This is a genomic window from Flavobacterium difficile (genome assembly GCF_011392115.1).
GTDB classification, from domain to species: Bacteria; Bacteroidota; Bacteroidia; order Flavobacteriales; family Flavobacteriaceae; genus Flavobacterium; species Flavobacterium difficile.
Window position 1 is genome coordinate 38,554 of the sequence record NZ_JAAJBT010000011.1, and the last position, 7,426, is coordinate 45,979.

At 31.2% G+C, this 7,426-nt stretch carries 8 protein-coding genes; 5 read left to right on the forward strand and 3 right to left on the reverse strand.

All coding sequences use genetic code 11. The annotated features are described in order from the left end of the window. Nucleotides 1–495, reverse strand: a complete 495-nt coding sequence (locus tag G4D72_RS12945; protein ID WP_166078150.1) for an RNA polymerase sigma factor — start codon at nucleotides 493–495, stop codon at nucleotides 1–3. 490 nt (nucleotides 496–985) lie between these two features. Here G4D72_RS12945 and G4D72_RS12950 point away from each other — a divergent pair, with 490 nt between their 5' ends. The 4 genes from G4D72_RS12950 (at nucleotide 986) to G4D72_RS12965 (ending at nucleotide 4,868) form a co-directional block, all read left to right on the forward strand. After that, nucleotides 986–2,290 (forward strand): NAD(P)/FAD-dependent oxidoreductase, encoded by a 1,305-nt coding sequence (locus G4D72_RS12950; protein WP_166078152.1) that lies wholly within the window; start codon nucleotides 986–988, stop codon nucleotides 2,288–2,290. Nucleotides 2,291–2,385: 95 nt separating this feature from the next. Beyond that, entirely contained in the window at nucleotides 2,386–3,243 is an 858-nt protein-coding gene (gene nadC, locus G4D72_RS12955; RefSeq protein ID WP_166078153.1) for a carboxylating nicotinate-nucleotide diphosphorylase, read from the forward strand. A 41-nt stretch (nucleotides 3,244–3,284) separates the two neighbouring features. Next, on the forward strand, nucleotides 3,285–4,229 hold the full coding sequence (locus G4D72_RS12960) for a YihY/virulence factor BrkB family protein (RefSeq protein WP_166078154.1): 945 nt from the start codon (nucleotides 3,285–3,287) through the stop codon (nucleotides 4,227–4,229). 78 nt (nucleotides 4,230–4,307) lie between these two features. Further along, complete coding sequence (locus G4D72_RS12965) at nucleotides 4,308–4,868, forward strand: chalcone isomerase family protein (protein WP_166078156.1); 561 nt, start codon at nucleotides 4,308–4,310, stop codon at nucleotides 4,866–4,868. 91 nt (nucleotides 4,869–4,959) lie between these two features. On the opposite strand, the gene G4D72_RS12970 is transcribed toward G4D72_RS12965, so the two are convergent. Both G4D72_RS12970 and G4D72_RS12975 read right to left on the reverse strand, forming a co-directional pair. After that, entirely contained in the window at nucleotides 4,960–5,322 is a 363-nt protein-coding gene (locus tag G4D72_RS12970; RefSeq protein WP_166078157.1) for a nuclear transport factor 2 family protein, read from the reverse strand. Between the two features lie 63 nt (nucleotides 5,323–5,385). Next, complete coding sequence (locus tag G4D72_RS12975) at nucleotides 5,386–6,468, reverse strand: M42 family metallopeptidase (RefSeq protein WP_166078158.1); 1,083 nt, start codon at nucleotides 6,466–6,468, stop codon at nucleotides 5,386–5,388. Nucleotides 6,469–6,554: 86 nt separating this feature from the next. Between G4D72_RS12975 and G4D72_RS12980 the strand changes: the two genes are divergently transcribed. Then, nucleotides 6,555–7,247, forward strand: a complete 693-nt coding sequence (locus tag G4D72_RS12980; protein ID WP_166078159.1) for a DUF4294 domain-containing protein — start codon at nucleotides 6,555–6,557, stop codon at nucleotides 7,245–7,247. Nucleotides 7,248–7,426 lie beyond the last annotated feature (179 nt).

Here is a 7,426-nt window from a genome sequence, read left to right on the forward strand (position 1 = left end):
TTACGGATTTAATATTTTTTTAAGTTTCCCTTTAATTCTGTTCATTTTCACTCGTGCATTCACTTCACTTATTCCCAGTGTTTCTGAAATCTCCGTGTAATCTTTATCTTCTAAGTATAAAAATATCAAAGCTTTGTCGATGTCATTCAACTCAGCTATGGCTTTATACATTAATTTTAATTGTTCTTCTTCCTCAAAATTGTATTCATCTGTTTTTATTCTGTGAAATTCTGTGTCAAAAGGTGTGGTTTCTATACTTCTTTTCTTCTTTCGATATAAGGTAATAGCGGTATTCAATCCAACGCGATACGCCCAAGTAGTAAATTTCGATTCGCCTCTAAACTTCGGGAAAGCCTTCCATAGCTGAATGGTAATTTCCTGAAACAAATCGTTATGTGAGTCTTGGTCAGAAGTATACAGTCTACAAATTTTGTGGACAATATTCTGATTAGCTTTTAATTGTTTAACGAAACTTTCTTCTGATTCAGATCTCATATTTAATAAGTAGCAGTGTTTTGATTTTTGTTACAAAGATTATTAAAAAAAGTAAAAAGCGGAAAGTAAAGAGCCAAGTAAAAAGAGCCAAGTAAAAAGAGCCAAGTACAAAGAGCCAAGTACAAAGAGCCAAGTACAAAGAGCCAAGTTAAAAGTTAAAAGTAAAAAGTATAAAGTGATTAGTGAAAACATTTGACTTTGCGAACCTTGCGAAAAATCTTTGCGAACTTTGCGGTTTCAAAAAATAAAAGCTTAATATATGTTTCAAAAGATTTCATTTTTCATAACTATAGGAACTATTTAAAGCGAAGCGCCTTTTACTTAGATCACCAAAATAAAATATGTGTTTCAAAAAAAACGTATATGACTTATATGTTTTAAATAATATAATGAGATTGATTTTTATGAACATAAAGATTTTTTAAATTTCTCTAATCTGTGTTCCAAAAAACTAAAATATAACTTAAATTTGTACATAAACACTTCAAAAATGAACATACCAGATTCTAGTTTAAAAAGAATTGTAATTATAGGTGGCGGTTTTGCCGGAATATCTTTAGCTAAGAAATTAAGAAATAAAAACTATCAAGTGGTAATGATGGACAAACATAATTATCACACCTTTCAGCCTTTATTATATCAAGTAGCAACTGGTGGTTTAGAACCAGATTCCATTGCCTATCCGATTCGTAAAGTGATTAAAGAATATAAAGATTTTTACTTCAGATTAGCAGATGTGAAAGAAATTGATGCAACAAATAATAGAATTATTGCAGATATTGGTCCTTTACATTATGATTATTTAGTAGTAGCCACAGGTACAAAAACCAACTATTTTGGAAATAAAGAAATTGAACGAAATAGTATGTCGATGAAAACTATTCCGCAATCATTAAATATTAGAAGTTTAATTTTAGAAAGTTTCGAAGCCGCTTTATTAACTGACGACGAATCTGAACGTGAAAGTTTAATGAATTTCGTTTTAGTTGGTGGCGGACCAACAGGAGTAGAGTTAGCAGGTGCTTTAGCTGAAATGAAAAAAGCCGTATTACCTAAAGATTATCCTGATTTAGATATCAATAAAATGCAAATTCATTTGGTTCAAAGTGGCGAAAGAATTTTAGACACAATGACAGAAAAATCTTCTGAAGCGGCAGAAAAATTCTTGGTTAAATTAGGTGTCAATGTTCATAAAAACGTTAGAGTTACAGGTTATGATAGCGTTGTGGTGACTACTAATGCAGATTTAGAATTTCATTCTTCAACCGTAATTTGGACGGCAGGAGTGTCAGGAAAATTAATTAGTGGTTTAAATAAAGATGCCATTTTTGAAAGAATTGATAGAATTAAAGTCGATGCCTATAATAGAGTAAAAGGATACGAAAATATTTTTGCCATCGGTGATATTTGTATCATGGAAACGGAAAAATATCCGAAAGGACATCCACAAATGGCACAACCGGCTATTCAACAAGGAAGTTTGTTAGCAGAAAATTTAGTGAACTTACAAAATAATACACCTTTAAAAGCGTTTGAATATAACGATAAAGGTTCAATGGCAACTATTGGTAGAAATAAAGCAGTGGTTGATTTACCAAAATTTCATTTTAGTGGCGTATTTGCTTGGTTTGTTTGGATGTTTATCCATCTGATTTCCTTAATTGGATTTAAAAACAAAGCGGTAGTTTTCTTAAATTGGGTTTACAATTACATTCGTTTTGATAGAGAAGCGCGTTTGATCATACGACCTTATAAAAAGAAAATGCTACAATCATTTACCACTGATGAGGTATAATTAGTCAATTATTTGGTATGTCAATGTGCCAATTAAAAATACAATAAATAAAATTTCTTAGTGATTTAGTGCCTTCGTGGCTAAAAATAAAAAATATGATTACAGAACAACAATTTCAAAACGAATTAAATTTAATTATTTCCAATGCCATTAGAGAAGATGTTGGCGATGGCGACCACAGTTCATTGGCATGTATTCCAGCATCAGCACAAGGAAGTGCCAAACTTTTAGTAAAAGATAGCGGAATTATCGCTGGTGTTGAATTCGCAAAAATGGTTTTTAATTATGTAGACTCCAATATGAAGGTAGAAACTTTTATTAAAGATGGTACGGAAGTAAAATATGGCGATGTGGTTTTTCATGTACATGGAAGTTCGCAATCGATATTAAAAGCCGAACGTTTGGTGTTAAATAGCATGCAAAGAATGAGCGCTATTGCTACAAAAACTAAAAATTATGTAAAATTAATTGAAGGAACAGGTGCTAAAATTTTAGATACTAGAAAAACTACTCCAAATTTCAGGGCTTGTGAAAAATGGGCTGTTAAAATTGGTGGTGGCGAAAATCACCGATTCGCGTTGTACGATATGATTATGTTAAAAGACAATCACAACGATTTTGCGGGAGGAATAACCGCTTCAATTGCTAAAACGAAACAGTATTTAAAAGATAACGCCAAAGATTTAAAAATAATTGTAGAAGCTAGAAACATTGAAGAAGTGGAAGAGATTTTAGCAGCTGGAGGTGTGTATCGTATCTTATTAGATAATTTCGATTTTGAAACCACTAAAAAAGCTGTTGAAATTATTGGTCAGCAATGTTTAACGGAATCTTCTGGAAACATTAATGAGAAAACAATAAGAGAATATGCATTATGCGGAGTGAATTACATTTCATCAGGCGCTTTAACACATTCGGTTTATAATATGGATTTAAGTTTAAAAGCGTTATAAAAACAACTTTGTGTCTTAATGCCTTTTTGGCTTAAAAAACTATGAAATTCAATAAAGAAACTATCAAAAATCTACCCGTAATTAAGCAATTGATTGTTTTGTTACAGCAAATTCAATTTCCAAGTTTGCAAGGCAGTTCCTTATATGATATCATTAAATTGTATCTATCAGGAATTATTTCTGGCGGAGTAACCCATCGTGCTAGTGCGATTGCGTTTAGTTTTTTTATGGCCTTGTTTCCTTTTGCGCTTTTTCTACTGAATTTAATTCCATTCATTCCATTAGAAAATTTTCAAGATGATTTTTTAACATTCGTATCGCAAAGTGTGCCGCCAAATACCTATGATGCTGTGGAAGCTATTTTAAAAGATATTTTAAATAATAGTTATAACGGCTTACTTTCATCAGGTTTTTTATTGTCAATTTTCTTAATGTCTAACGGTATCAATGCTTTATTAGACGGATTTGAAATGTCTAAAAATATTAGTGTAAAAAGAGGCTATTTTCGACAGTATGCCATTGCAATTGCTTTGTCGTTAATCATTGCGTTTTTATTATTACTTACTGTAGCAACTTTAATTTTTGTAGCAGTTTTAATTCATCAAATAGAAACCCAGAGTGGTTATGTGTCAAAAATTCCTTTGCTAGAAACCATAAGATATGCTTTTGTGTTTTTAATGATTTTATTAATTACCTCTACTTTGTATAAATTCGGAACCAGAGAAACTAGAAAAATTTCGTTTATAAGCTACGGTTCTGTAATGACTACAGTTTTGTTTGTTTTGACTTCTTTTTTGTTTGGTATTTATGTAGAAAAGTTTGCAAGGTACAATGAGTTGTATGGTTCTATTGGCACACTTCTTGTAATGATGTTTTATGTGTGGTTAAATTGCATTTTGGTCTTGCTTGGTTTTGAATTAAACGCTTTTATTTTTCAGTTGAAAACTATTGGTGAAAAAGTAAATCCAGATTCGAAACAAGATTAATTGTAAAAAACAATTATTTAATTGGACAAAACAAAAATATAACTTAACTTAGCAATAACTAAATTTTAATATACTATCATGAAAAAACAAATTCTTACATTATTTATTGCTTTAACAGCAATTTTCGCTTCAGCACAGAAAACAGTTGGAGATGTTAAAGTAGATGCTAAATTAGCAGTTGAAGGTCAAAATCTAACTTTGAATGGGGCAGGAGTTCGTGAAAAAATGTTCATGGACATGTATGTAGGTTCGCTATATGTATCAAAAAAATCTACTGACGGAAATGCTATTTCAGCGGCAAATGAAGCAATGGCTATTAAATTGAATATTGTTTCAGGTTTAATTTCTTCTGAAAAAATGACAACAGCAATCACGGAAGGTTTTGAGAATTCTACTGGTAAAAAAACAGCACCATTAAAAGCTAAAATCGATAAGTTTAAAGGTTTCTTTAAAGAAAAAATTAATAAAAAAGACATTTTTATTATAGTTTACGTGCCTGGTGAAGGTGTTTCTGTTTACAAAAATGGAACTAAAAAAGGAACTATTGATGGTTTAGATTTCAAAAAGGCATTATTCGGAATCTGGTTAGGGAACAAGCCTGCTGATGACGATTTAAAAGCAGGAATGTTAGGAAAATAAATTCTATTATAAAAATAAAGAAATCCCGATTCTCATCGGGATTTTTTATTGTATTTTTTTTGAATTATCTTCATTAGTTATTTAATTCTTCTTAGCCGTGGTATACTCTAGAAAAAATAATTTTGCCATCTCTAATATCTAAAACTTCAGCCACAAGCATTTCTTCTTCGTTTTCCACCTGACGAATATATTCCATAAACACTCTGTCACTATTTGCAGTTAACGAAGTTACTTTATAAAATAATGTTGGTAATCTATCAAATGCATCCTGCCACCAAACGCGTAACGCATTTTTTCCTTTAATTAAACCTTCTGTTTCTGGTTTTCTAATTTTTAGTTTTGGACTAAAATGAAGGGCTTGTTCATCATACAAACTTAATAACTGTTCCAAGTCATGTGCATTAAAAGCTTCAAACCATTTAAAGGCTATCGATTGATTTTGTTGTGCGATCATTTTTTTTATAAGAATAAAAAAACCAAGTCGAAACCTGGTTTTAATTTATTTTGAAATTTGTTATTATCTAAAATATGAGAAATCGTGATTGTTTTCTAACTTCAATAGTGTTTCGTATATTAATTTAATCACATTTTCTACATCTTCTCTGTGAACCATCTCTACAGTAGTATGCATATAACGCAAAGGTAACGAGATTAGAGCACTTGGTACGCCACCATTACTATAAGCAAAAGCATCGGTATCTGTTCCAGTAACTCTTGAAGTAGCATGGCGTTGAAATGGAATTTTCTTTTCTTCAGCGGTATCTGTAATTAAATCTCTTAATTTATTTTGAACTGCAGGGGCATAAGCAATAACTGGACCTTTCCCCATTTTCAAATCACCTTGAATTTTTTTATCTATCATTGGTGTAGAGGTGTCGTGGGTAACATCTGTAACAATAGCAATGTTAGGTTTAATGCTTTGTGTAATCATTTCTGCTCCACGTAAACCAATTTCTTCCTGAACTGCATTAACAACATACAAACCAAATGGTAATTTTTTCTTATTTTCTTTTAAAAGACGGGCTACTTCAGCAATCATAAAACCGCCCATTCTGTTATCTATGGCGCGACAAACAAATTTGTTTCCGTTTAAAATTTCAAAACCATCAGGATATGTAATAACACAACCAACATGAACGCCTAAATCTTCTACTTCTTGTTTCGTACTACAACCACAATCAATAAAAATATTTTCTACTTTGGCTGTTTCTTCTTTTCCAGCAATTCTAGTATGAATGGCTGGCCACCCAAAAACACCGCGAACAATTCCCTTTTTTGTATGGATGTTAACACGTTTTGAAGGCGCTATTTGATGATCACTTCCTCCATTTCTTATCACATATATTAAACCATCATCAGTAATGTAGTTTACATACCAAGAAATTTCATCACTATGTCCCTCAATGACTACCTTAAATGGTGCGTCTGGATTGATAACGCCAACAGCTGTTCCATAATTATCTGTGATGAATGTATCTACATAAGGTTTCAAATAATCCATCCACAATTTCTGACCTTCGCTTTCATATCCAGTTGGAGAGGCATTATTTAAATAGGTTTCTAAAAACGCAATCGAACTGTCTTTTAATATACTTTTCATTTATATGATATTTTTTTGCTAAAATAAAAAATTGGCATTGAACTTGCTAATAAAATTTATAATTTTACACTTTAATATATATAGGTATGAAACGCTTTTTTTTACAGTTAGTTTTTTTATTTAGTTTCACTTTGCTTTCCGCTCAAGAAGAAGAAGGTTCAGGGGTGTCAGATACAATTGTGTATATTCAAGATTCAGATACTATAAAAGAAATTATAATCGAAGAAGTTTCTATTACAGATGAAAGTAAAGTCAAACTTACCAAAGAAGAACGCGAACAAATTAAATTATTAGAGCGACGCGTTCGTGTTGTGTATCCTTATGCAAAATTAACTGCAGAAAAATTAACACAGATTAATGCCACAATGGCGAAGTTAAAAACTCAAAAAGAAAAGAAAAAATATTTCAAGTTAGTCGAAAAGTATTTAAATGAAGAGTTCGAACCCAAACTTAAAAAACTATCTCGTAAACAAGGACAAATTTTGGTAAAGCTCATCAACAGGCAAACCGGTAAAACAACTTTTGACTTAATTAAAGACTATAAGAGTGGTTGGAAAGCTTTCTGGTCAAACAATACCGCGAAATTGTTTAATATAAATTTGAAAGAAATTTACGATCCAATGGAAGTTCCAGAAGATTTCTACATAGAAACCTATTTACAACGTTGCTTTGATGAAGGTAAACTTGCCAAACAAGAAGCAAAAAAGCCTATTTCAGAAAACCAATTAATTTTAAATTGGTCCATAAAGAATAAAGAAAAAGTAAAAGCGAGTAATTAAATTCATACTTCATTATATAGGTATAATTTTTTTTAGTAGCTTTAACCTGCTCTCCGCTATATTTTTTACAATCCCACCCGAAAGTTTAATAACCTTTCGGGTGTTTTTGTAAAAAGATGCCGCTACTATCAGGGCTATGGGTTTTGTTTTTAGAATAAAATTTAGTTTTAAAAGGCTGT

Bases quoted from the DNA above. Each gene is read 5' to 3' on its own strand.
- G4D72_RS12960 (WP_166078154.1), top strand. From the start codon at position 3,285: ATGAAATTCAATAAAGAAACTATCAAAAATCTACCCGTAATTAAGCAA.
- G4D72_RS12950 (WP_166078152.1), top strand. From the start codon at position 986: ATGAACATACCAGATTCTAGTTTAAAAAGAATTGTAATTATAGGTGGC.
- G4D72_RS12970 (WP_166078157.1), bottom strand. From the start codon at position 5,322: ATGATCGCACAACAAAATCAATCGATAGCCTTTAAATGGTTTGAAGCT.
- G4D72_RS12945 (WP_166078150.1), bottom strand. From the start codon at position 495: ATGAGATCTGAATCAGAAGAAAGTTTCGTTAAACAATTAAAAGCTAAT.
- G4D72_RS12975 (WP_166078158.1), bottom strand. From the start codon at position 6,468: ATGAAAAGTATATTAAAAGACAGTTCGATTGCGTTTTTAGAAACCTAT.
- G4D72_RS12965 (WP_166078156.1), top strand. From the start codon at position 4,308: ATGAAAAAACAAATTCTTACATTATTTATTGCTTTAACAGCAATTTTC.
- nadC (WP_166078153.1), top strand. From the start codon at position 2,386: ATGATTACAGAACAACAATTTCAAAACGAATTAAATTTAATTATTTCC.
- G4D72_RS12980 (WP_166078159.1), top strand. From the start codon at position 6,555: ATGAAACGCTTTTTTTTACAGTTAGTTTTTTTATTTAGTTTCACTTTG.